15 protein-coding genes are annotated in these 23,070 nt (G+C 70.2%); 6 read left to right on the top strand and 9 right to left on the bottom strand.

The features are described 5' to 3' along the window. The first annotated feature begins 46 nt into the window (after positions 1-46). Positions 47-985, top strand: coding sequence for a hypothetical protein (locus IPI43_33085; protein ID MBK7778896.1), 939 nt, complete (start codon positions 47-49; stop codon positions 983-985). A gap of 98 nt (positions 986-1,083) precedes the next feature. On the opposite strand, the gene dctP is transcribed toward IPI43_33085, so the two are convergent. From dctP to IPI43_33055, 6 genes are all read right to left on the bottom strand, one after another. Further along, positions 1,084-2,109 carry a TRAP transporter substrate-binding protein DctP gene (dctP, locus tag IPI43_33080; protein MBK7778895.1) on the bottom strand — a complete coding sequence of 342 codons (1,026 nt, stop codon included), beginning with the start codon at positions 2,107-2,109 and terminating at the stop codon, positions 1,084-1,086. Between the two features lie 141 nt (positions 2,110-2,250). Continuing rightward, positions 2,251-3,279: a hypothetical protein gene (locus IPI43_33075; GenBank protein MBK7778894.1), complete on the bottom strand. Its 1,029-nt coding sequence runs from the start codon at positions 3,277-3,279 to the stop codon at positions 2,251-2,253. 33 nt (positions 3,280-3,312) lie between these two features. After that, positions 3,313-4,248 carry a matrixin family metalloprotease gene (locus IPI43_33070; protein MBK7778893.1) on the bottom strand — a complete coding sequence of 312 codons (936 nt, stop codon included), beginning with the start codon at positions 4,246-4,248 and terminating at the stop codon, positions 3,313-3,315. After that, positions 4,245-4,835, bottom strand: a complete 591-nt coding sequence (locus IPI43_33065; protein ID MBK7778892.1) for a hypothetical protein — start codon at positions 4,833-4,835, stop codon at positions 4,245-4,247. Before IPI43_33065 ends, IPI43_33070 begins: the two co-directional genes overlap by 4 nt. 51 nt (positions 4,836-4,886) lie before the next feature. Then, positions 4,887-7,226: an OmpA family protein gene (locus IPI43_33060; protein ID MBK7778891.1), complete on the bottom strand. Its 2,340-nt coding sequence runs from the start codon at positions 7,224-7,226 to the stop codon at positions 4,887-4,889. Between the two features lie 99 nt (positions 7,227-7,325). Beyond that, positions 7,326-7,688, bottom strand: a complete 363-nt coding sequence (locus tag IPI43_33055) for a carboxypeptidase regulatory-like domain-containing protein (protein MBK7778890.1) — start codon at positions 7,686-7,688, stop codon at positions 7,326-7,328. 336 nt (positions 7,689-8,024) lie between these two features. On the opposite strand from IPI43_33055, the gene IPI43_33050 reads away from it, so the two are divergent. Then, positions 8,025-10,259 carry a sulfatase gene (locus IPI43_33050; GenBank protein ID MBK7778889.1) on the top strand — a complete coding sequence of 745 codons (2,235 nt, stop codon included), beginning with the start codon at positions 8,025-8,027 and terminating at the stop codon, positions 10,257-10,259. A gap of 7 nt (positions 10,260-10,266) precedes the next feature. On the opposite strand, the gene IPI43_33045 is transcribed toward IPI43_33050, so the two are convergent. The 3 genes from IPI43_33045 to IPI43_33035 form a co-directional block, all read right to left on the bottom strand. Further along, a complete protein-coding gene (locus IPI43_33045; protein MBK7778888.1) occupies positions 10,267-11,328 on the bottom strand; it encodes a hypothetical protein in 1,062 nt (353 codons plus the stop codon). A 28-nt stretch (positions 11,329-11,356) separates the two neighbouring features. Next, on the bottom strand, positions 11,357-11,629 hold the full coding sequence (gene xseB, locus IPI43_33040) for an exodeoxyribonuclease VII small subunit (GenBank protein ID MBK7778887.1): 273 nt from the start codon (positions 11,627-11,629) through the stop codon (positions 11,357-11,359). Positions 11,630-11,696: 67 nt separating this feature from the next. Continuing rightward, positions 11,697-13,736, bottom strand: a complete 2,040-nt coding sequence (locus IPI43_33035; GenBank protein MBK7778886.1) for a hypothetical protein — start codon at positions 13,734-13,736, stop codon at positions 11,697-11,699. 256 nt (positions 13,737-13,992) lie between these two features. On the opposite strand from IPI43_33035, the gene IPI43_33030 reads away from it, so the two are divergent. Genes IPI43_33030 through IPI43_33015 form a run of 4 tightly spaced genes read left to right on the top strand, consistent with a single transcriptional unit; the run spans position 13,993 to position 23,002 of the window. Beyond that, entirely contained in the window at positions 13,993-15,525 is a 1,533-nt protein-coding gene (locus IPI43_33030; protein ID MBK7778885.1) for a serine/threonine protein kinase, read from the top strand. A gap of 39 nt (positions 15,526-15,564) precedes the next feature. Continuing rightward, the gene (locus IPI43_33025; GenBank protein ID MBK7778884.1) at positions 15,565-18,195 is read left to right on the top strand and encodes a TonB-dependent receptor; all 2,631 of its coding nucleotides are present in this window, start codon (positions 15,565-15,567) and stop codon (positions 18,193-18,195) included. Between the two features lie 15 nt (positions 18,196-18,210). Beyond that, the gene (locus tag IPI43_33020) at positions 18,211-20,913 is read left to right on the top strand and encodes a TonB-dependent receptor (protein ID MBK7778883.1); all 2,703 of its coding nucleotides are present in this window, start codon (positions 18,211-18,213) and stop codon (positions 20,911-20,913) included. A gap of 10 nt (positions 20,914-20,923) precedes the next feature. Next, positions 20,924-23,002 carry a hypothetical protein gene (locus IPI43_33015; GenBank protein MBK7778882.1) on the top strand — a complete coding sequence of 693 codons (2,079 nt, stop codon included), beginning with the start codon at positions 20,924-20,926 and terminating at the stop codon, positions 23,000-23,002. Positions 23,003-23,070 lie beyond the last annotated feature (68 nt).

The raw sequence follows: 23,070 nt of genomic DNA, 5'->3' as shown, positions 1-23,070 counted from the left end.
CGCGGGCGCACCCACTGGGGGCGCCCGTCGTCATTTGAGGGAACCGATGCCTCACGAACCCGTCGAACACGAGGAGCCCGAGTCGCCTAGCCACGCCGCCGGCCTCTTGCCTGCGCGCTATGAGGTCAACGCGGGCAAGCTGGCCTTCGCGCCCAACCGTCGCTGGGGGTTGCTGCTGCTCGGGCTGGGGCTCATCGCGGGGTTCTTCCTGGTGCAGATCTACGGGCGTGTCCGCGCCCGTGAGGCGCTGCGGGAAGAGCTGCTGGCCCGCTACGACGCCGAGGCCACACCCACCGCCGCCGAAGTGAACTCGTTCATTGGCAGGCTGAACGGGTGGATCACCCAAGCGGGTCGCGACCACCCGCCGCCCGAGAACTACGCCGCCGACGGCTTCCGCTGGTCCGAGATGCACGACTGGCGCGGGCTCTACCTGCGCATCGAGGCGGAGCACACCCGCGACCCTGCCACGATCGCCACCGCGGCGCGTGAGATGAATCGTGACGCCATCACGCGCTGCCTCGGTGTCAGCCCCGTGAGCGCGCGTGGTCTCTACGACCTGGCGCGCTTCCTCGAGCCGGCGTGGGCCGATGGCCTGCGCCAAGAGCAGGACACCATGCGCCTGCGGGTGCTGGAAGACGAGATGAACCGCCGGCTGAGCCGTGATGTGCCGCTCGTGCGCTCCATGCTGCGCAGCCACTACTTCCTGCTGATCGTCACGCGGGGCGGGCGCGCAGAGGGTGTGGTGGACGCCTACGTCTGGGATCTCGACCGCGACCAGCTGCTCATGTCTACCCGCACGCGCGCCAACGGGCGTCTCATTCCGGTCCGCATCGGCGAGAGCCGCGGCCCGTGGCCCAGCGCGCTCGATCTCAGCCGCAGCGGCGCCCAGGACTGCTCCATCGCCGGTTCGCTTCGAGCCCTCGCGGGCGAGCCGGTGGGCATCCCCTCGGAGCCCACCGTGGGCGTCGAAGACGTGCGCCCCTGAGAGCGTGTGACTGGGTAGTTCCCGTGCGGCGCCGGAATTGGCGAAGGGCCCCGTGGGGCCCTTCTCTCGTCATGCTGGGACTCGCCGGAGGCGGCAAGTCAGTTGGAGCCGGCCGCCGACTCCACGCTGCGGAGCAGGGCTGCCGAGTACAGGCGCCCGGTCAGGCGCGTGCGCGTGGTGGCCTGCGCGGTGGCCCACTCGGCCTGCGTGGCCGTCAGGTCGGTCTGCGTGATGCCGCGGCGGAGCACGGTCTGGTATGCGCGGTCGTCGTCGCGGCGGATGGCCCGGCGGAGGGCGGTGTGGGCGCGCTCCGCGGTGCTGGTCAGAGCGGCCTGCTGCGCGGCGGTGAGCGCCTCGAAGGTGGGCTTGTTGATGATGGTGGCGCCCACGATGAGGCCCGAGTTCTGCTGCGTCACGAAGCGCAGGCGCGTGTGCCACTGGAGCGAGACCGCGGCGAGCGCCGAGCCGGGCACGGCGTTGACGATGCCCGTTTGGAGCGACGGGTAGACCTCGTTGACGCCGAGCGGGACCGGGGTGGCGCCGACCACCGAGAGGAACTCGCCGAAGATCGGCTCGTCACGCCAGTGCCACGGCCGCGTGCTGCGGAGGTCCGAGGGGCGCGTGATGGCCTGCGTGGAGAACAGGCGCGACTTGCCCACGTCACCCCAGCCGAGCAGCGTCACGCCACCCTCGCTGAAGCCGCGCAGGAGCTGGGTGTTGAGGCGGCGGCGCACGCGGTCCATCTGCGCGTACTCGGTGATGAGGCCCGGGACGGCCAGAACGAGCGTGGAGCGGGCCACCTGGCCGAGGCCCGTGGTGGTGACGGCGGCGCCGTCCAGCTGGCCGTCGCGCATCTTGCGGATGAAGTCGCGCTCGTCCCCCTGGCTGCCGCCCGGATAGAGGCGCAGGCTCACGCGGCCGCCCGTGTTGTCACCCGTGGCTTCTTGGAGGCTCTGGTTCCACGCATTGAAGACGCGCATCCACGAGGAGCCGTCTGGCGCCAGCGTGGCGATGCGGAGCTCGACGTTGCGCGCGGCCTGCGCCTGGGCGGGCGGGGCGCTGCTGCCGGGCAGCGCCATGGCCACCGCGGCAACGATGAGAGGGAGTAGGATTCGCTTCTTCATGTCGTTCCTCGTAGCAGTTGTGTCGAGGGGGCCCCGACGTGGGCGCCCCGGGAAGACGCTCCAAGTGACGTCCCGGGTCGCGGATGATTCAATCATGGGGAGGGCGGGGCAAGCCGGCCAGCGCCGGCTCGGGCCAAGGGCTCAGAAGTAACGGTCGACGTTGGCCAGGTAGCGCTCGGCGCGACGGCGCGCGACGCGGTTGGGGAGGCGTGCCGCGGGGAGCGGGTCACCCGCCTCGAGGACCTCACGGAGCAGGCTCAGGAAGAGCTCGCGGTCGCCCCGCTTCACGGCGTAGTGCCGGGCCATGTTCACCTGCACGACGAGGGCGCGTCGCTCGCTGATCTCGAGCGCCCGCTCGAAGTCTGCCTGCGCGACGTCGAGGTCGCCGCCGAGCATGTTGGTCTGGATGACCGCCAGGAAGGTGGTCGCCGCGCCGTGGTAGTACGTGGCGTCGAGCCGGCGCGAGTGCTCCGCGAGCGCACGCGCATAGGGCAGGTCGGCCACGGCCGCCATGTCGTCCTTCGACATGTTGATGTACGAGCCCCACGCGTACCCGGTCCACAGCAGGATGCCGGCGTCCTCGGGGTCTTCGAAATTGTTCGCGAGCCACGCCTCGAAGGGCTCGAGGCCGCCATCCACGGCGTCTTGGAACCCGTCGTGGTCGAGCGACATCCAGTGCACCGCGAGGTCGCGCGCGCGGCGGTAGAACATGCGGGCACGACCGCGCTGACGGTCGGCCTCGTCATAGTTGCCCTCGAGCTCGGCCACCTCGATGGCGTCTTCGATGAAGCCGAAGGTGTAGCCGATGTACGCGCGGCAAAGGCGCTCCAGCACCATCTCGTTGTCCGGGACGACGCGCAGCACGCCCTCGAGCTGCATGATACTGCCCGGCGCCGCCTGCCCAGCGAGCTCGTAGTCGAAGTACTCTTCGAAGGCCGGCGCCGCGCGGTCGAAGACCTTGGCGGTGGAGCTGGCGGCCAGCACGGTGGTGTCACATGCGTAGCCACAGGACAGCGCTGCGAGGAGCGCCAGCACGAGCCCGCCGTCCAGCGAGCGCCCGCCGAAGTGGGGCGGATGAGCCGTTTCGGCCGGTGAGGGCGCTTCAGCGCGGCGCGTGTGCGAGGGAGTGAGTGCGGCGGTGCCGACGTTTCGGTCGCTCTTGGCGTTCATGCGTGTTGGTGTACGCACCCATGCCACACGTTGTCAACGCTGGCGGAGATGGCCCTGAGTGCCACGAACAGCCCAGCGGCGACGCACGACCACGGCGGCGAGGCCTGCGCCGAAGAGGGCCCAGCCAACGGGCACGTCACCACGCGAGGTGGGTGTCGCCGCCACGCAGCTGCTCCCCACCGGATCGTCCTCGCAGTTCAGATCCAGGCCCCCTCGCGGCGTGTGGTCCGTGCACGCATCCAGCGTCCCGGGCGCGTAGATGGTGCACATCGCTTCCACGTCATCGGCCTCGAGGGTGCGCTTGAGCGTCTCGCCACGCGCCGCCGACAGGTACATGGTGGCGTTCGGCACATCCGAGTGCGCGATGCCGAAGAAGTGACCGAGCTCGTGGGTGAGCACGTTCTCGAGGTCCACCACGCGGTTGCGTGGAAGCGCGGGCGGGCAGCCGGTCTCGGGGCAGATGGCGTAAGGGCCCAGCTGCTCGTTGACCATGATGTCCACATCCAGGATCAGGCCCGTGTCCGTGTTGTGCCAGACCGTGGTGATGGCGTATGCCGAGGGGTCGTAGTCGCGCGCGTCCCAGTCCGAGACCATGGCGACCACGTTCACGTTGCCCCGGTTGGTTCGGTACTCGGCCTCCTGGCAGGTGGCGCGCTCGGCGTAGCCGAGGACGTTGAAGCCGGGGGAGGCGCCGTCGCACGTCACCGACATCCAGCTGCGGAAGCTGGCGTCCAGCACGCCCTCGATCTGGGCCGCGCTCACATCGAGGCCGCCGCGCTCGTCCACGGCGAAGGCCATGCAGCCGTTACGCCAGGCGAGCGGGACGCCCTCCGTGACGCACGGCATCTCGAGGGTGGGCGCGCTGTTGCTGGTGGTCATCTGACACCACGCCCTGGCCGAGCCTGGCGCGCCGGCGCCGAGCGTCAGCGTGAGCGCGAGCGCGAATGCGAACGGGACGCGAGCGCTCACGGAGCCTCGTCGGCGGCGACCAGCGCTTCGACCTCGGCCAACAGCTCAGCGAGAGGGCGCGGCTCGCGGAGGGCGGCGGGCGCCGGCACGAGCTGGCCCTGTGCCACACGACGCATGAGCAAGAGCCCGCGGCCTCCGGGCAGCACCATGTCGTGGCCTCCGGCGTCACGAGCCACGGGCAGCACGCCCTGCGCCATGCCAACGGGGGCGAGCGTGGTGCCGCGGTGGGTGCGCCGCAGGAAGAGCACGGCGCGCTCCCCCACGGGCAGGTGGGCCGCGCCTTCGACGCGCATCCCCACGCCGTCCACGGCCCCGCCGAGGGTCACCACGCGCAGCTCCCTGGTCACGCCACCACGCATCCGCTCCTCCACCTCCACCACGCTCTCGGTGATGATGCGTGGGCCGTCGTAGCGCGCCTGAGCCGAGCGTGTGGACGCCACCACGATCTCGTGGGCAGCGTGCACCAGATCACGCATCTCGAGCGCCTCGAGCACCGACGCACGCGCGGGGCGAATGGGGGCGAGGGCGGTCGCGAGCACGCTCAGCGCCGCGAGGGCGCCGAGTAACCAAGCCGAGCGGAATCGCATCGCCTCATGCTGGCCAGCCATGAGGCGAAACGCAACCCGTAGCGCGCGCTGTTACTGCACCACGAACTGCACGCGGCGGTTGCGCGCGCGGTTCGCCGACGTGATGTTGGGGACCAGCGGTCGGGTCTGCCCGTAGCCCATGGCCTGCAGCCGGCTGGCCTCCACGCCGTGCTGAGTGAGCCACGCGCGCACCGAGTCGGCCCGGCGCTGCGAGAGGTCCTGGTTGTGCTCGCGCCCGCCGCGATCGTCCGTATGTCCCTGGATCTCGATCGAGGTCAGCTGCGGGTTGCGCATGATGACGTCCGCGATCTCTTCCATGAGCCCGAAGCTCTGCTCGAGGATCTCGTCGCTGTCCGTGGCGAAGTTGATCTGCCGGCGGATGACGATGGCGCGCGCGGTGACCGACACCAGCGAGCGACGTGGGCGGCGCAGCAGGGTGATCTCGGGCCGCGCCGTCTCGCGCGGGGCCACCGAGAACTCGGTCAGCTTGATGAGGTGACCTTCGGACTCGATACGCGCGGTGTACGTGCCCGGCGGGACGCCCTCCAGGCGGAACGCGCCGGCCCCATCGCTGACGACGCGGTGCGAGGAGGGACCGTTCAGCTCGAGCACGGCGCCGCTGACCGGGCCGTCTTCGTCGATGACGCGACCGTCGACGTCGCCGCGACGGGGCAGGGCCTCGAGCTCACAGCGCACTTCGACGCGCATGTCCTCGGTGGCGCCGGCGGCCGGCTCGGGGATGGTGGCCGAGCACGTGTTGGGGCGGTACTCCTCGTGTTCGATGGCGAGCTCCACCGCGCCGGGGTCGAACAGGTAGGTCACGAACGTGCCGTCCGGACCTGCCAGCAGAGCGGTCTCGGTGCGACCGGGGAAGCGCACGATGGCGCCCGGGATCGGCGCCCCGCTGCCCTGCTCCACGGCCACGCCCGCGATGCGACCACGCGGCGGAGGCCCGACCTGCACCTCGCGCTCCACTTCGACCTCGCGGATCTCGGGGGCGGGCGGGGTGGTGTCGTAGGCGTAGCTGGCGCCGATCAAGATGTTGTAGGGCTGCGTGGGGGCGAGCTCGCGCACCAGCGTGTTCACGCCCGTGAGGCCGATGTCCGCCGCCACGGTGACAGCCAGGCCGCGCACCGGAGGCAGCACGCGCACGCCGACGGACAGCGTCATCGGGAAGGAGCTGATGCCCTGGACCTTGAGGCAGCCATCGTCGCCGGCTTCGGGACGGCTTGGGCGGTCCGCGTCGGGGACGAACACGCAGTCGTAGCCCTGGCGGTTGACCGGCAGGCGCCAGTTCCACTCCACCATGGGGTGAATGTAGAAGTCCTCCATGACGCGCAGCGGGGCCTCGAGGCCCAGCGAGAGGTCGATGAAGTCCGTGCGGTTGACCTCGAGGGCGAAGCGCTCGGCGGCGGTCAAGAGGTGGCGGCGCTCGTCCTCGACGGGCAGCGGGTCCGCCAGGCCGGCGTAGCGCTGTCGCTCGGTGGCCTCGATCAGCTCACTCGAGTTGTCCATCCAGTAGCGCGCGTTGAAGCGGACGATGAACGGAATGGAGCTCTCGAGGCCGCGCAGGTCGGCCGTGAGGTTGGCGCGGATGCCTAGGCTGGTGCTGCGCAACACCACGCCGATGTCACCCACGTGGTTCAGCAGGTTCAGGTCGACGTCGCCGCCGATGGCGAGGAAGGGGGTAACCCAGTGGAAGCCCTTGATGCCGAGGTGCGTGTCGCCCAGCACCTGGATGAGGTCCGGGTCGCTGCCCGCGTTGGTGGTGGCGTAGCTGAGGAGCGAGGCGAACACCTCGATGTTCTGGTGAGCGGTCCAGCTCAGCGAGAGCGCGCCGCCGAAGCGCTGGGCGCCGTCGCTGGGGGTCAGGAAGCCGTTGCTGCGGAAGAACTCGGCCATGAGGGCCACGCGGAAGCTCCCGCGCGGGCCGCTGTCGGCGCCGACCACGTGGATACCGCCCGTGGGCCCGAGGTAGGTGTTGTGTGCGCGGAAGAGGCGCAGGCGCAGCTCACTGTCGGCGTCGGCCTGCTCCCGTGCGGAGCGCGGTGCCGAGGCCTCGTCGCTCTCGATGGTGACCTCGGTGGTGGTGGCCTCGTCCTCGGCGACCGGGGCGGGAGCCGGCTGCGGATCCGCAGGCGCGCCGCCGAACTCGTCGTCGAACTCGTTGTCCGTGACGCGTGCCGGGGCAGGCGTGGGGGCGGGCGCAGGCGCCGGGGTGGCACGCGGCGCGGGGGCCGGCGCAGGCGCGGGGGCAGGTGCAGGCCGGGCGGGACCGAACTCGTCGTCGAACTCGTCTCCGAAGTCGCCTTGAGCGTGCGCGAGAGGTGCCGCGGCGCTCAGGTGCCACAGAGAAAGTAGAGAAAGTACGGCCAAGCGAACAAAACGCATGAATGCTCCTGTCGACCCCCAGTGAGGTCCCCGGGAAGCATTACACGCCCGTCGCGCCCAGATCCAATAAGCGTTCCGGGTGTCTGCCCGGACCCCGCTCTAGCGCGCCGCGACCAACAGGCTGACGATGCCCGCTGGCGGGATCATGACGGTGCGCGGCGCCTGGCTGGGGCCACCCGTGGGTGTGAACGTGGCGGTGTATTGGCCACCCGGGACGTTGTCGATGTGGCAGTCCCCCTGCGCCGTGGTGCACTGGTAGGTGGTCTCGGCGTTGGCCCGCGAGCGCAGCACCACGACGCCGTCCACGGGCGCCCCCGCTTCAGAGCGCACCTGCACGTTCACCAGCGCGTCGGCCAGCGCGACCGAAGCGACGAACGTGGAGCACGAGAGCAGCGCGACGGCGGCCAGCAAGGTGGCTCGGGCTCGCAGCGTGCGGAGGTGGAGAGGGGCGAAGATGGACATGAGTCGGGGGTGAGCTCCGGCGGCTGGGACGCGAGTGCCGCGAAGTCGATTCAACGCTAGCGCACTTGGCCCACCCCGTGAAGGCGCGTTTCTCGCCTCCACGTGGCCGGATGGGTAGCTTCCGGGGTGATGACCGCATCGACTTCCCCGTCTCTTCTGCGGCGGCGCCCCGCTCCGCTGGCTGGCTGGCTGGCTCGCGCTGCCGTCTGCGCGTGCCTCGGGGCCGCGTTCGTGGCGCTGGGCTGTGGCCCGACGTCACCCTCTGGGGCGGCCGAGCCCGAGTCCGCCGCCGGTGAGGTTGCTGGTCCGTCCGCACTCCCCCAGGGCTCCTCCGCCATGGGCGCCAACGCACCAGGGGCAGCCGAAGCGCCTCGTGACGAGCGGGTGGCGCACGCGGTCCTCGGCATGGCGGAGCACCCCGAGCGTGCCGAGCGCTGGCGACGCGGGACACGCGTCGTGGACCTCGGCGCCCCCGAGGGTGAGCAGTACACGTTGGGTGGCTGGACCACCGGGCTGCGCGCGGCCGAGGAGGGCGATGGCTCTCCGAGCGTCGCGCTGGCGGCGGGCAACCGCGCGACCCTCAGCGTGCCCGTGGACAGCAGCGGGCCGCTGCGCGTGACCCTCCGCGCGCGCGGCTTTCGAGGCGCCGAGGTGCTGGCTGCTTGGGATGGCGAGAGCGTGCCGGTGCGGTTGCTGGGCGATGCGAGCGCCGAGGTGTTGGCCGGCCTGCCCACCAACGGCGCTTTCGCGCGCCTGGTCATCGACCTTCCGCGGGCCGACACGGGCGAGCACAGCCTCACGCTGCGCGTGCGCGGTGGGAGCGGGACGCTCGCAGGGCGAGGCGCGACGCTGGCGCTCGACTGGATGCGAATCGGGGACCCCGCCGACCGCTTCGCGGAGGAGCGCAGCGCGCCCTCTGCGTTGACCGCCCTACTGGGGGACCAGCCTCTGTTGCGCTTGCACCGGGACGAGCGCGTGGGGTTCACGCTGCGCGTCCCCGCCGAGGCCCGTCTGCGCGGGGTGCTGCGGCCTGGGCCCGCCGTGGCCTTGTCGGTCGCACGAGATGGCCACGCGACGGCAGCGGTCGCCGACCTCGTGCCTGGGGCCTTCGACGTGGACCTCGGGGCGTTCGCGGGGGAGCTGGTGCGTCTCGAGCTGAGCGCCGCTTCGGCTGACGGGCCGGAGGATGCCGCGAGCGAGCTGGTGCGCCCGAGCGTGGTGGTGCTGGGAGCGGCGCTGCCTGCGGCCAGCAGCGTGCGCCGCCCGCGCAACGTGCTGCTCTACCTGGTGGACACGCTACGCGCCGACCACTTGAGCCCGTACAACCAGGGCACACGCGTGCGCACGCCTGGGCTCGCCAGCTTCGTGCAGCAGGCTGTCACCATGCGGCGCGCTCACTCGCAGGAGAACTGGACCAAGCCCAGCGTCGCGACGTTGCTGTCGTCGTTGATGCCGTGGGAGCACACGGCCGTGGAGGACGCGTCGGTGGTGCCGGAGTCCGTGGCGCTCCTGCCCGAGCTGCTGCGCGAGCAGGGCTTCTTCACGGGCTCGTTCATCGCGAATGGCTACGTGTCCGATCGCTTCGGCTTCCAGCAGGGCTGGCACACGTACCGGAACTACATTCGCGAGGGGCGCCGCAACGACGCCGAGTTCGTGGCGGCGGACGTGCTGCGCTGGCTCGACGAGCGCGAGGACACCCGCCCCTTCTTCCTCTACGTGCACACCATCGATCCGCACGTGCCGTATCGCCGCCGGGAGGAGACGCTCTCGCTCTACGGCGACACGCGCTACTCGGGGCCCGCCGCGGTGGCCAACAACGCTGACCTGCTGGGCCGCGTGAAGCTGGGGCGGGTCACGCTGGCCGCCGCCGACCGCGCGCACCTCGAGGCGCTCTACGACGGCGAGATCACGTATCACGACATCCACTTCCAGACGATCATGGACGGGCTCGAGCGGCGTCACCTCGCGGACGACACGCTGGTCATCATCACGTCGGACCACGGCGAGGAATTCTGGGACCACGGGTCGGTGGGGCACGGCCACAGCGTCTACGAGGAGCTGCTGCACGTGCCCATGTTCGTGCGGCATCCAGGCCTCCCCACGGATCGCGCCGCCGTGCGCGAAGTGGGTGACGACGTGGGCCTGGTGGACGTGCTGCCCACCATCTTCGACGCGCTCGGGCTCCCGGCACCGGAGGGCATCTCGGGGCGCTCGTTCCTGCCGGCGCTGCTGGGTCAGAGCAGCAGCGCGCCGGTGGCCACGGTCAGTGGGTTCATGGAGAACTGGCGGACCGTCACGCTTTCCGACCTCAAGCTCATTCACCGCGCCAACGGTACGTTTCGGCTCTTCGACCTCGCGTCGGATCCATCCGAGCAGCATGACCTGGCGCCGCAACGCCCGCTCGCCGTCCGACACCTACGCGCCTTGTTGGGGCTCCGGCTGGCGGATGCCGACCCCGTGGCGCGCGGCCCTCGGCGTGGTGCGCGTCCACGCGAGCACCAGGCAACGAGCACGCGCATCGATCCCGAGACGGCGGCGCAGCTGCGCGCCCTCGGCTACCTGATTGATTGACGAGGCTCTACTCGAGGTCGACGTCCACGTCGTCTTCGACGTCCGAGACTTCGTCGGAGGGGTCGTCGTTGTCGGCCGCGAAGGTGGCGGCGTGTTCGTTCACGGTGGCGCGGACGTCGCGGGGCGCGGGGCGCGGCATGGGCGCGGGAGCGGCGCCTTCTTGGACGGGATGCGGCGCGGGCGCCACGCGCTGGCTCGGATCGAGGTCCGGGCGCGGCGGCTGGTTCGGGATGGGCAGCGCGCCGCTGTACTGGAACGCGCCGGACGAGGGGTCCGCGTCGGGACGCGGCGTGGGCTCGGGCCACCACGTGGCCGCATGCACCGGGCGCGAGAGGCCGACGGCGGCGAGGCGCGCGACGGTGAAGCCCGCCGGAGCCGGGGGAGCCACGGGCGGCGCCATTGCGCCATCCACGAGCACCACGCCGGAGGCGCCCTGCGACGCGTCTTCGTCCGCGTCATCATCGTACGAGTCGCGCGCGGGCTCCACGAACTGGCCCTTGGTCACGCTGAACGCCTCGGGCTCGACCGTGGTCGACACCGGCACGTCGTCGTCTTCATCGACTTCGACGGGCACCGGCGTGGCCTTTGGAGCGACGTCGCGACCGGCGCTGGGCATCATGGCCGCAGCGTGCGAGCTGAGGTCGGCCACGGCGGTGGACTCGTCCTGAAAGCCCCCCATGTCTTCGCTGCCACCCACGTCCACCTGCTCGAAGCCAGCTGCTTCTTCGTCCGGGAGGGACGTCTCGCGGCTCTCGCTCTCGCCCGCCATGAGGATGCGCGCGAACATGATCTCGGAGCGCGCGTCCATCTGCAGGTCGGTGAGGACGACGTCGTAGCGGAAGCCGGGGTCGCGGTCTTCGCCGCCGTCCACGGAGGCGGCCACCACGCCATGACCCTCGATGACGGGGCTGCCATCCACCAAGAGGATGGCGAAGGGGATGGTCTCGCCGGCCTCGTAGTTGGTGGGCCCATAGAGGATGACTCGGCCCTCCTCGACGCGATCGGCGAGCCCAGCGGCTAGCGCGGCGACGTCTTCGAAGTGACTGTGTACGGTGAGGGCTTCGCTCATCGGCTTCTCGGGCTCCTAGGCATGCGGGTCAGGGGGCAGAAAGTTCGTCGGGGGCGGCGGCGTCGCTCGAGAGCAGCGCCTCGACGCGGCGCTCGGCTTCTTCGAGGCGCCGGCTCCCCTCGCGGGACAGCTGAACGCCCTTCTCGAAGGCCAAGAGCGACTCCTCGAGGGAGAGCTCGCCTTCCTCGAGGCGCGCGACCACCGACTGCAGCTCGGTCATGACGGCTTCGAACGACGCAGCGCGCAGGGCGTCGCCTGGCGTGCTCGGTTCGGGGCGTGAGCGCTTTGCGGGAGTGGACATGGGTCGAGCGCGGACGCCGGGCGGCGGTCACGCGAGGGGGAAGCGTGCCGTACCAACCGTGCGGGGGTCAATCCCGTTCGGTGTCGAGTGGCGGGCTGGGCACGACTTCGACGTCGGCCACGCCAGCCGCCAGGTCGGGGACCACCAACAATCCATCCGGAAACGTGGTGACCCGCAGCACGCGGCCCTCGGTGAGGCGCACCTCCACGACGAGCCCCTCTGGGACCGGGTCTACCGGGCGGATCTGCACGCGCAGGATCTCGTCGCCGCTGGCGTGGAAGGAGCGAACTGCGCCTTCGCCGCGGCCCGCGTCACGTAACCACGCGGCGCTCAGCGTGTCCGACTCCACGCGTGCGAGGCTGCGCGCTTCGGCGGCATGAACCGGGCTGGCCAGCACCCACACCGCCCGGGCGAACGCCCGGCGCACCCACGGGTCGGCCTCGGCCTCGGCGCGGGCGAGCAGCGTGCGGGTGGCCAGCGGGTCGCCCGCCCGTGCGAGCGCCCAGGCCGCCGTCGCCCGCGCGGAGGGCGAGGCCGACGTCAGCTGACGCCGTGCCAGCTGCGCCACTTCACGGTGCTGGCGCGGGGAGAGCTGGGCGCCGCACCCTGACATCAAGACCAGGGCGGCGTCGCGGGTGTCGGCGGCGTGCAGTCGTGCGCCCAGGCCGCGGGCGCCGTCCGAGCACGGCTGCCCCAGCCCCACGTGGGCATACGCCAGCTCTCGAAAGACGTGCGCGCTCATCTCACGCTGTGCCGCCGAGAGGAGCGCGTCACCCGCGCCAGCGCTCGCGAAGCGTCCCAACACGGAGAGCGCGTGGGCAGCTTGCAGGCGGGTGATGGCGGCCTCGGACCCGAGCGCGCGCCGCAACAGCGGCTCCACGTCTTCGTCGCCCGCCAGCGCACGAAGCAGCCAGGCACGGGTCCCTGGCTCACGCTGCACTTCGTCGAACGCTTCTCGGCGCTGGCTGCGAGAGAGGGCCGGTGCCCACCGCCGCAGCGCCATGGCGAGGGCGTGCCGCGCGGTGCTGGCGTGCTGGGCGTTCTCACGGGCCACGTGCAGCAGGACCGGCAGCCCGGCGCCACCGTCCAGCTCTGCGAGCGCGCTCATGGCGCGCTCTGCGCGCGAGCCCTCGTTCACCAGGCCGAACAGCACGGGCACCACCAGCGGGTGTCGCCAAGCCAGCGCCAGCTCGGCGGCCTGCTGCACCACGGCAGGGTCGGAGGCCGCTACGCTGGCCGTGAGCGCCACGGCACCGCGCTCGGGATCCACTTGCAGCAGGGCGGCCAGGGCCTTTTGCGCCACACCGGAGTCACTCGACTGCAGTCGCTGCTCTACACCGTCGGCGCCCGGTCCGGCGCCCAGCGCTTCGAGGGCGGCCAGCGCCGCGCGCTCCACGCGGGGATCGCGGGCATCTGCCAGCGCCGCGAGGACCGCCCCCCGTGCTCGCGGGTCCGCGATGGCCGCCAGCGCGTCCAGTACCGCGACGCCGTCGGCGGGCTGCCACTCGCCAGCGAGCACCTGCAGCAGGCCTGGGGTGGCCTGGTGCGAGCGCGTTTCGCCGAGCGCCCGCGCGATCTCCGCCCGGCCCTCGGTGGCATCGCGCAGCGCCCGCAGCAAGGCCGGCAGCGTGACCAAGCCTGCCCGGCGCAGCGCCTCGCGCGCGAATTCGGAGCGCCCGCGCGTGCTGAGTTGCTCCACCAGCAGGGTCGCGGCGCGTGGGGAGCCTGCCTCGGCGATGGCCGCGATGGCCAGCAGGAGGCGCTGCAGCTCGCGCGCGCGGCTCACCTGCAGCTCCTCCTCGAGCGCCTCGAGCGCATCGGGGTGCCCCAGGCGCGCCAACGCACCCACGATGGCGTCTCGCACGGCGGGGTGTCGCTCCTGGTGGAGCGCGGTCACCAGACGCTGGGTGGCCTGCACCGCTCGGCCGCGGCGGGTCTCCCGCCCCAGCTCTTGGGCGGCGCGCGTGCGCTCGGCCACGGAGCTGGCTTCGAGCGGCTCGCCGTAGCGAGGTGCCCACCACGGGCCCTGCGCCGCAGCCGAGGCAGCCAACGCAACGGGCAGGGCGAGCGCGATCAGCATGGCGGAGAGGGCAGGGGCGCGAGGCACGCGACATCCTACCCAGTGCGGGTCTTGCAGCCAATGATGGTGCGCGGACAGTCCCAGCGGAACGTCCCTGTCGAAGGCACTCAGTGTCATCGTGCAGTGAGTGGCGCCTACCCCACCAAGAACATTGACTTCCCCGCCCGGCTCCCCGATCAATCAGGTTCGCCAGCGGCATAATTGGATGGCCTTGGCGGTGGAGAACGTGGTGGCGGACGAGACTGCGAAAGCGAGCGAACCGCGGGGTAGTGCGCCCGATCCGATGATCGGGCGGACGATCAACGATCGCTTCCGGATCGTCTCGCTCATCGCGCGCGGCGGCATGGGCAAGGTCTACCGCGCGGAACAGGCACCGCTCGGTCGACAGATCGCGCTCAAGGTCCTCGAGGCCACCTACGAAGGCGACAACGACCCGGAGTTCCACAAGCGCTTCTTCCTCGAGGCGTCCACGCAGTCGAAGCTGACGCACCCGAACACCGTCACCATCTTCGACTACGGCAAGACCGACGACGACGTCTACTTCATCGCCATGGAGCTGCTGGAGGGGCGCACGCTGCACCGCTACCTGCGCGACGAAGCCCCGCTCTCGGCCGCCAAGGCCACGCACATCGCCCGGCAGATCTGCCGCAGCCTGCGCGAGGCCCACTCGCTCGGCATCATTCACCGAGACCTGAAGCCCGCCAACGTCTTCCTGGTCACGCACGGTGAGCAGCAGGACTTCGTGAAGGTGCTGGACTTCGGCCTCGTGAAGGACCTCGGCGACAAGGGCGAAGACCTCACGCAGACCGGGCTGTTCATGGGCTCGCCCAAGTACATGTCGCCCGAGCAGATCCGAGGCGACCGCGTGGACGGGCGCGCCGACATCTATGCTCTGGGCGTGCTGCTGTACGAGATGCTGACGGGGCGCGCACCGTTCGAGCGTGCCAACTCCGTGAACATCCTCATGGCACACGTCCACGAGGACGTGCCTCCCATGGCGACACACAACGTCGAGGTGCCCTACGGGCTCGAGCAGCTGGTCCGCCGCTCCATGGCAAAGGCGCCGGGCGACCGCTTCGCCAGCATGGACGAGATGCTCTCGGCGCTGACCCACGTGGCCACCGAGCAAGGGCTGGCCGTCTCTCGTAGCGGCGACGCGAGCCTGAGCGGTGAGTTCGGCACCGCGTCGGGGTCGACCACGCTGTCGTATTCGGGGCTCGGCACGGGCATGGGGCCCGATTCGGCGCTCGAGAGCCTGGGTGGCCTCACGTCCAGCTCGGACGCCCGCAGCACCGGCACCCGCGCGAAGTGGTTCCTGCTGGTCGGCTTGCTGGTGCTCTCCGTCGCGGCCGGCGGCTTCGCGTTGGTGCGGTCGAGCGAGAACCAGCATCCCACCAGCGTGCCCACGCCGTCCCCGGCAGCGGACGTGGTGCAGCCGGACGAGCCCTCGGTGGCGACCCCAGGAGCCCTCGAGACGGTCGTGACCATCGTGTCGGAGCCGCCCGGCGCGCAGGTGCGCATCGGCGACAGCGAGGTGGTCCACACCACGCCTGCCACGCTAACGTGGACGGGTGAAGACGCGGCACGCGGCCGTAGCGTGACCTTCCGTTTCCAGCTCGACGGCTACCGCGACCTGAACGCCGTTCGCACGGTGGTGGGGCGCGTCATGCACGTGAGCGGCCGTCTCCAGCCGCTGGACGACGACGAGCGCGCGCGGCGCCCACCGACTACTTCCCGAACCCCATCCACTTCCGGCACCATGGAAGGGAGCGAGTCCTCGGTTGGGCTCATGGGATACAAACTCGAGCCGTATTGATCCATGAATCACCCCACGAAAACTAGCTCGGGAGGACGCATGCGACGCGCCACGTGGAACTTCGTCCTGGCGCTCTCGGCGTCGATGATCGTGCTCGTCGCCTCGACCGCGCGGGCCGATGTGCGCACCGAAGCGCGCCGCCACTTCCGCGCGGGGATGGCCTTGATCCAAGAGGGCCAGGTGGACGCTGGCGTGGCCGAGCTGCAGGTCGCGTACGACATCCTTCCGCACCCGAACGTGCTCTACAACATCGGCCGCGCCTATGCCGAGGCGGGTCGCTACGAAGAGGCGCTCGACTACTTCGAGCAGTACATGGACTCGGACCCCCCAGACCGGGAGGAGGTCGCCCAGTTCATCGCGGCCATCCACGAGCGTGTGGGTGAGTCCGCCGTGGCGGTCACCGACCCGACGGAAGGCACCACCGAGGGCACCGAGGCCGCGGTCGCCCCACAGGTGGATGTCTCCGAGGACGACCTGCGTGCCATCGAGGACGCCGCCGTGCAGGTCGAGGTGTTGTACGAGACCACCGGCAACCCCGCGCTGCAAGAGCGCGCCGCCCGCCTGCGTGCGTTGGCCGAGTCCCTGCGCGCTGGGGGCAGCGGCGCGACCACGGGGACCGCGACGGGCACGGGGACCGAGGCGGGCACGGGAACCGAGACGGGCTCGGGGACCGCGACGGGGACCGCGGCGCTCCCGGGCGAGCAGCTCGGCGCTCAGCGCTCCGTGTTCGAGGAGGAGATCATCTCGGCCTCGCGCTTCGCCGAGTCGCCCATCGACGCCCCGAACTCGACCACCACGATCACCGCGCAGGACCTTCGCCTCTCCGGGCAGATCTCGCTCGGTGAGATCCTGCGCCGCGCTGCTGGTGTTTCGGTCATGTCCACCACGCCGGCCCACACCGACGTCAACGTGCGCGGCTTCAACCAGCGCCAGTCCAACAAGACCCTCGTCTTGATCAACGGCCGCACCATCCGCCTCGACTTCTTGGCCACGCCGTTCTTGCAGCTGGTGCCGTTCAACATCCGCGACATCGAGCGCATCGAGGTCATTCGCGGTCCGGCCGCCGCCCTCTACGGCGCCGACGCCTTCAGCGGCATCATCAACATCATCTTGAAGAACCCCGCTGACGCCGAGAGCTATGTGGCCGCGCTGGCCGGCAGCGCGGGCACCTTCGGCATGGCCGCCTCGGTGGCTGGGCGCGAGGGGCGCGTCGGCTACCGCTTCGGTGCCAGCTACGAGCACCGCGACAACTTCCAGCTGTTCGTGGACCCCAACCGGCAAGACATCGCGCCTTCGTCGCCCAACCCCAACCGCAGCATCGGGGCCCTGCGCTTCAACGCCGACATCCGCACCGCTCTCGGTGAGGACCAAGACTACCTCCTCCAGTTCGGCACAGCCGTCACCTCTGGAGCCGAGAATACCGTGCAGGGCATCGCCCGTCTGCGCGAACTCTACACCTCGGACATCGTGTTCGCGCAGTCCCACGTCCAGTTCAACACGCCGCAGGGCATCCAGCTGCGTGGCTACTGGAACGCCTTCACAGCCAACGTGGACACGGTCGAGTTCGTGCCGGGCGGCCTCGCGACCGACGGCTCGTTCGAGTCGCACGTCATCGATGTGGAGGCGAGCTTCTCGCGGCGCTTCCACTTCCTGGTGGACCACAACCTCTCCGTCGGCGCCGGGTACCGCTTCAAGTCGCTCGACTTCGACTGGGGCGACGACACCACCGAGGACCACTACAACGCGTACCTCCAGGACGTGCTCACGCTGCACGAGCGGCTGCGCCTGACCGTCAGCGCACGTGTCGACCGCCATCCGCTGCTCTCGAAGGTGCGCTTCTCCCCGCGCGCCGCGCTCGTCGGCCGCCTGACCGACGGGTCCTCGCTGCGCGCCACGGTGGGCACCGCGTTCCGCAGCCCGTCGTTCATCGAGTCGTACCTCGCCTTCGAGAACCGCACGCCCGTGCGCGGCGCCACCGTGCTCGGGGTGGGCAACCCGAACCTCCAGCCGGAGCGCATCCTCTCCACGGAGCTCGGCTACACCAACCAAGACTCCGACTACTTCGCGCTCGAGGTCAACATCTACCTCAACTTCGTCGACAACCTCATCGGCCTCAACGAGATCGCGACCCTGCCCCTCTCGGAGTCGTTCTATGACGAGCAAGTCGAGGCGTTCGCGCTCGGCGTCACGCGCTTCAGCAACCTCGACGGCCGCTTCCGTCAGCTCGGTGGTGAGATCGGCGCGCGCGTGTTCCCCATCGACGGTCTCGATGTGTACGCGAACTACGCCATCAGCGACGTGTCGCCCGTGGACGCGGCGCCGCCAGGCCTCGAAGTCTTCTTCGAAGACCAACGCACCTCGCTCCATCAGGTCAACGGCGGCTTCCAGTACCGCTCCAGCATCGGCCTCGACCTCTCGATGGACCTCCACTGGGTCAGCTCCCAGCTGTGGGTGGAGCAGTACGACAACGTCGAGACGGGTGTCGAGTACCGGTCCGACGACGTGCCGGCCTACACGCTGCTCAACGCACGCGTTGGCTGGCGCTTGCTGGACGACAAGCTGGAGCTGGCCGTCTCCGGCTGGAACCTACTCTTCAATGATGTCCGCATGCACCCGCTCGGGCAGCGCATCGACACCCGCTTCCTGGGCCACGTAGATGTCCGCTTCTGAGGCCAGGAGAGAACCGTGACACGACTCATCCACCACACGACCTCTCCTCGACCTGCCCCTCGCCGCGGCGGTCTGCGTGCAGCGCTGCTGCTGGGGTTGCTGAGCACCATGCTGCTCGCGGCGCCCGCGCGGGCCGACGTGCGCACCGAGGCTCGCCGCCACTTCCGCGCAGGCATGGCGCTCGTTCAAGAGGGCCAAATCGACGCTGGCGTGGCCGAGCTGCAGGTCGCCTACGACATCCTTCCCCACCCGAACGTGCTCTACAACATCGGGCGCGCCTACGCGGAGGCAGGCCGCTACGAAGAGGCGCTCGAGTACTTCGAGCAGTACGTGGAGTCGGACCCACCGGACCGCGAGGAGGTGCGTCAGTTCATCGTCGCGATCGAGGCGCGCATCGCCGAAGCGGCAGGGACCACTGCGGTAGCCACCGGCACCGGTGAGCCCTCCGAGACCGACCCCGAGCCCGGGCCCACCGTCGCGACCGCCAGCGAAGAGGACATCGTGGCCCTCGAGGACACGGCCACGCAGATCGAGACGCTGGGTATTACGGCCAACGATCCGTCGCTCATCGCACGCGCGGAGCGCTTGCGAGCCATGGCTCAGGAGCTGCGTGAGGGCGGCGCGGGCAGCAGCGAGACGGGGACCACGGGGACGGGGACCACGGAGACCGGGACCACGGAGACGGGGACCACGGAGACCGGCACCACGGAGACGGGCACCGGCGAGGCAGGCGACATCGCCATCGCTGCCGGCGGCCAGGACCTCTACGACGAGAGCGTCGTGTCGTCGACGGGTGCTGCGCAGAACCCCCTCGACGCACCCAACGCCATCACCATCATCACGGCGCAGGACATTCGCCTCACGGGTATCACCCACATCGGTGAGCTCTTCCGCCGCGTGGCGGGCGCCGATGTCATGAACACCAACGGCGCTGACGTCCAGGTGGGCATCCGCGGCTTCAACCAGCAGCTCAGCCCGCGCGTCTTGGTGCTCATCAACAACCGTCAAGCGTACGTGGACGCCCTCGGAGCCAACCTCTTCGCGTACTTCCCCATCGGGGTGGAGGACATCGAGCGCATTGAGATCATCCGCGGTCCGGCGTCTGCTCTCTACGGCGCCAACGGCTTCAGCGGCATCATCAACATCATCACCGTGGCGCCAGGCGACCGCGCCGAGACGGGCGTGACCATTGGTGGCGGCATGGGGTCCTCACTCCGCGCAGGGGCCTGGTCCAGCGGCCGCGCAGGGCGCATCTCCTACCGCTTGTCGGCCGGTTACGATCAGTTCGACCGCTGGGAGCGCACCGTCACCGACGCCACCGTCGGCATCTCCGAGCCTTTCCTCAACGGTGAGCAGATCATCCGCAACAAGCGCGCGTTCGGCGCCCTCAGCTACCGCCTCTCGGACGAGGCGGCCCTGAACTTCGAGGCCGGCGTCTCAGACGGGCGCTTCGGCTTCCAGGCGTTCGGTTCGTTCGTGGACTGGCAGGCCACCGCCACCAGCACGCACACCACCGCGTCACTCGACACGTCCTGGGGCTCCGTGCGCGTGTGGTGGAACCGCATCGGTGTCTCCAGCGGCGTCGTTGGTCCCGACCCACTCCTGGGTGAGTTCGTCAGCGACACCATCGACGTGGACGGCCGCTTCGCCCACACGTTCGAGCTCGGCTCCACCACGCACAACATCACGCTGGGCGTGGGCTATCGCTGGAAGCGCATCGACTGGACGTTCGTCAACCAGACGCCCACCGAGGACCACTTCCGCGTGGTGTTCCAGGACGCGATGCGGCTGGCCGACCCGCTGCAGTTGGTCGTGGGCTTCCGCGTGGACCGGCACCCCGTCCTCGAGAACGTGCAGTTCTCGCCGCGTATCGCGTTGGTGGTCACACCCGCCGAAGGCCACGCTCTGCGCGCTTCGTTCTCCACCGCCTTCCGCACGCAGACGCTGCTCGAGACCTACATGGCGCTCGACTTCCCGACCCCCGCGCCGGGCGTTACGGCGCGCAACTACGGGTCCGAGACGGCCCGCCTCGAGCTGGGTCAGGACCCGCTCACCCCCGAGTCCATTCAGTCGGTCGAGATCGGCTACCGAAACGCCGCGTCCGACCGCTTCGACTTCGACATCTCGCTCTACTACAACCGCGTCGAGAACATCATCTCCATCGGAGAGCTGCTGCCCACCACGCTCGGGCAGTTCGGCAGCGGTGTGCTCGGCTACACGGACGGACCGGCGGCGTTCCCCATCGGCACCACCATCTTCAGCAACGAGCCAGGTCTCTTCCACGTGCTCGGTGGTGAGGTCAACGGCCGCTTCTATCCCGTGGACGGTCTCGATATCTACGCGAACTACGCCTACAACCAGACGTGGGCGCTGGACAATCCGCGTCGCCCCGACGAAGAGCGCACCAGCGCTCACAAGGTCAACGCCGGCGTGCAGTACCGTTCGGCGTTCGGTCTCGACCTCTCCCTGGACGTGCACTACGCCAGCGGCCAGAAGTGGCTCGAGGAGACGTTCGACGAGAACTCCAACCTGGTCAGCGTCAACTTGAGTCAACCGGCCTACTACCTGGTCAACGCCCGTATCGGCTATCGACTCCTGGACGACGCCCTCGAGCTGGGTGTTACCGGCTTCAACATCACCAACAACCGTCACCGCCAGCATCCCCGTGGGCAGCAGCTCGAAGCTCGCGTCGTCGCCTCTGCGACCTATCGCTTCTAGGAGATCCAGAATGCGCATCCGACACAACATCACCCGTGGTTGCCTCGCCGCCGTCGCTGCCTTCTGCGCGGTGGCCTGTGACAGCCCCCCTGTCGACGACCCCCGCTGGCTGGGCGGCAACGCACCGGATCCCACAGGCGTCATCGAGGGCACCGTGCTCTACGTGGGGCCACGTCCCACCTGCGACTTCGACGCCGCGGGCGCGCCCACGCGCATCCAGGGCCGTATCATCCTCACCCTCTTCGACGTGCGCTTGCTGCCGCCGCCGGAGGGCACCGGCACGGGCGCGGCCAGCCTCCTGACCGTCCCCGGTGAGCGCGTCTTCGGTGACCCGGCCACGGCCTGTCTCCCGCAGAACCCCACGCCGGCAGACCTGGCTGTCACGGTACAGCGCTCGGTGGCGTTCACCTGGCCGGAGATCCCGCTCGAGCGGCCTGCCGGCGCGGCCGACGGCGAGTTCGTAGACCTCACCCCCGGTGTCGAGGAGAGCATCACCTATCGCGTGCAGGGCTTCTACGACACGGACGGCGACTTCAACCCGTTCTTCTCGGTGCGCACCTCGCCCACCCGCGGCGACATCACGGGCGCCGCGCTCGTGGACGCCACGGCCGCCGTGCCCGAGTTCCTGCCGGTGACCTTCGGTGACCTCGAGTTCCGCCCCGACGGGCAGCGCCTCACCGGCGTGGCCGTCTCGCTGGGTGCCGCCGTCAACACCGAGCCACCCGTGTTCACGGTGTCCACGGACGGCCTCGACAGCGAGGCGCCGCTCTCCACGGATCCGCCCACGCTGCTGGCGCTCTCCAACACCACGCTGACCATGCTCGGGCGCACGGCGCTGGACCCCGTGGGCAGCCCCGCGCCCGAAGGCGCGGTCGACTGCGCCGGCGTGAGCGATGACCTCAGGACCGATGACGTGGACGAGCACGCCCGGTGCTGCCGCGCGCGCTTCACCGGAAAAGACTTCGCCATCGCTGCCTGTGAGGGTGGCGTCTCGTTCGCCGTGGACGACCCGGCTGCCTACGCATGGTACGTGCGCTCCATCGACGCGAACCAGGACGGCCTCGCCGACCCACACCCCACGCTGAGCGCCCAGGCCCCGCGGCCCACGGATCCCGGGTTCGTGCCCTGGCTCAGCCCGCTGGTGCTGATGCAGCGCTTCGCGTTCGACTACGTCCGCAATCCTGACGGGAGCATCGATCTCTCGAGCGGTCAGCCCATCCCGGACGCGACCGCCGTCGACCGCGAGGCCGAGGCCAACATCCCCTCCGTGGCCATGGTACCCAGCGTGGACCCGCGCTTGTGGGTGGGCTACGGCGGCCTGGTTGACCGCGAATTTCCGGGCAATCCTACAAACCGCACGGTTGTGCGCTACCCCAACATCGCGCTCGCGGTCGTGCCCGTGGGCGCCATGACCACCAACCCGGACGACCCGCGCTGTCAGATCCCCATCCTACCGCCGGCCGGCTCCACCGCCTTCTACGAGGCGGCGACCGTGGACTGTCAGGAGATGCCGACGGGATTGTACGGCATGAACGTGCTCCAGGGTGATGCCCGCGGCGTCTTCGAGGAGAACCCCGTGTTCATCACTGCCAACATCTCGGAGACGGGCATCCGCCTCAACCCGCCAGGCAGCTTCGTGGGTCAGGTGTGGACCGTCCCCAACGAGCTCGGCACCCCCGGCCAGGTGGAGGACATCGTGGTGTCGCAGAGCGCGGTTGCGGCCTTCCCGGTGTACGACTCCAACCCCAGCAACGCCCGCTCGCGCCAGAGCGGCCGCGCCGAGTGCGCGATGGCGGTCGACCCCGTGGACATGAGCATCCGCCCCGTCAACTACGTCGACTTCGAGGAGTACGAGAACCCGCCCGCGTCGACGCGCGTCGACGCGATCACGAGCTGCTGCTGCGGGATCGCCCACCTCTGTGGCCTGCCGGTCTGCGCGCCCATCCCCGTCCCCGACGGAAGCGGCAACCTGATGGCGGGCTCGCCGCGCACGGTGACCGACGGCGTGCCGGACTGCGTTCCGTTCGAGATGCCCGAGGCGTGCTGCGCCGCTGTGGCGGGTGACTCGCCCACGGTCGCCTGCGACTGACCGCGCGTCCGAGCGCGACATACCGACCCCGCGGGACCCTGAGCCCCGTGGGGTCTTCGTTTGCGGCA

This window comes from Sandaracinaceae bacterium (assembly GCA_016706685.1).
Taxonomy (GTDB): domain Bacteria; phylum Myxococcota_A; class Polyangia; order Polyangiales; family Houyiibacteriaceae; genus JADJJE01.
Note: the sequence above shows the minus strand (reverse complement) of the source record. Positions and strands in the feature narration are given on the sequence as shown.